Source organism: Streptomyces sp. NRRL WC-3549 (assembly GCF_000721935.1).
Classification (GTDB): Bacteria; Actinomycetota; Actinomycetes; order Streptomycetales; family Streptomycetaceae; genus Streptomyces.
In genome coordinates this window covers 52,407-53,556 of the sequence record NZ_KL585437.1, presented here as the reverse complement: position 1 = coordinate 53,556, position 1,150 = coordinate 52,407, and the positions used below count along the sequence as shown (strand labels likewise).

The 1,150-nt window shown below is 73.4% G+C and carries 2 pseudogenes; both read right to left on the bottom strand.

What is annotated here, in order from left to right:
- Positions 1-593 (bottom strand): annotated as a pseudogene (locus tag IH13_RS0132040) (hypothetical protein); the annotation flags it as partial.
- A 221-nt stretch (positions 594-814) separates the two neighbouring features.
- Positions 815-1,150, bottom strand: a pseudogene (locus IH13_RS0132035) (oxidoreductase); the annotation flags it as partial.

The following is a 1,150-nucleotide window of genomic DNA, read 5'->3' as shown; positions in this document are numbered from 1 at the left end:
GGGGAGCCGTACCAGGCGGCGGAGAGGTACTGGAGCGCGGCGACATGGCAGCCGTAGTGGTGCGTGGAGCGGAGCAGCGCCTGTTCCCACAGCGCCTCGAAGACGGTGTGCGGGGCGTGGGTGCCCCGGGCGTGGTCGAGCGCGAGCCTCCACGGCACCGGATCCCTCGGGTCCGCCTCGGCCGCCGCCGTGATCAGGGGGCCCACCTCGCGCAGGAGTTCCGCGTGGGCGGGGGACGCCCAGGCCCGCCGGACCGCCAGCTCGGCCTTGACCAGCAGGGCGTCCGGATCGGTCGGGGCGGCGGCCAGCCAGTCGGTCAGCCAGCCGTCGCGGCTGTCGGCGAACGCCACCAGACGGGCCAGACAGCGGTCCCGGGTCTCCCAGTCGGCGGCGTCCCGGGTCCCGGCGAGGAGCTTGGCCGCGGGTTCGAAGTCGCCCAGGGCCGCCGCCACCAGCGCGGGGGAGAGCAGTTCGTCGGGGGCGTCGAGCAGCACCGCCTCGTCGGCGGGCAGCGCGGCGGACAGCACCGGTCCGTACCGGAGCGTGCGCGCGGAGCTCAGCAGTGCGCGGAGGAATGCCATGGTGCAGACCATTGAAAAGCGCTGGTGAGGAGGGCGCCAGTGGGGCCCTGTGAAGCTTCTGTAGCGAGTGGGAGGGTTGCCCTGGAAACCTTCAAGAAAGGGCAAAGGAAGTGGCGTCGGACGGCTTGAATCCGACCTTGAGGCCGCACCGACCCGGTCTCCCGGCCGGGTCTCGACCGGCCTTTCGAGGGCTGTCGCCCCCGGCGCCCGAAGGCGGGAGCGGTGACCGGGGGTCAGCTCCGGCGCAGCAGCCGGGAAGCGCCCGCCGCCACCGTGGTGGCCAATATCCACCCCACCAGGACGAGGGCCGCCGCCGTCCACTGCCAGCCGCCCTCCAGCCGCCAGTAACCGACCTGCCCGAGATCGATCACCGGCACCAGCAGATCCAGCGCGAACAGCGCGGCGTTCCACTCGGGGTGCTCGTCACCCTTGATCGACGGCGGCTGGTACCGCGAGAACGCCACCGTCCCCGCCGCCCACAGCACCGCCATCCACACCAGGGCCCGCCCCGGCCGGTAGCCGTACGCCACCGCCCAGTCCTGGAGATAGCCCCAGACCCGGCCCGCCGC